Annotated in this window: 1 pseudogene; it reads left to right on the top strand. The window is 59.0% G+C overall.

Annotation, left to right across the window (positions count from 1 at the left end):
- Positions 1 to 266 (top strand): annotated as a pseudogene (locus tag GEAM_RS00010) (PLP-dependent aminotransferase family protein); the annotation flags it as partial.

Genomic DNA, 266 nt, shown 5'->3' with positions numbered 1-266 from the left:
CTTTCGATGAAGATGGCCGCGTGTTGCTGTGCAGCTCGTTTTCCAAAACGTTGGCGCCCGGCCTGCGCGTCGGCTGGCTGGCTCCGGGGCGTTATCACAACCGCGCCTTGCATATGAAGTTCATCAGCACCGGCGCGACGTCGACCCTACCGCAAATCGCTCTGACCGACTTCATCAAGCAGGGACACTACCTGCAACACCTGCGCCGGATGCGCAATCAGTACCAGCGTAACCTCTGCACCATCACCTGCTGGGTGAGCAAATAT

The sequence above is a fragment of the Ewingella americana ATCC 33852 genome (assembly GCF_000735345.1).
GTDB classification, from domain to species: Bacteria; Pseudomonadota; Gammaproteobacteria; order Enterobacterales; family Enterobacteriaceae; genus Ewingella; species Ewingella americana.
This window is presented reverse-complemented; position numbering and strand designations above follow the sequence as displayed.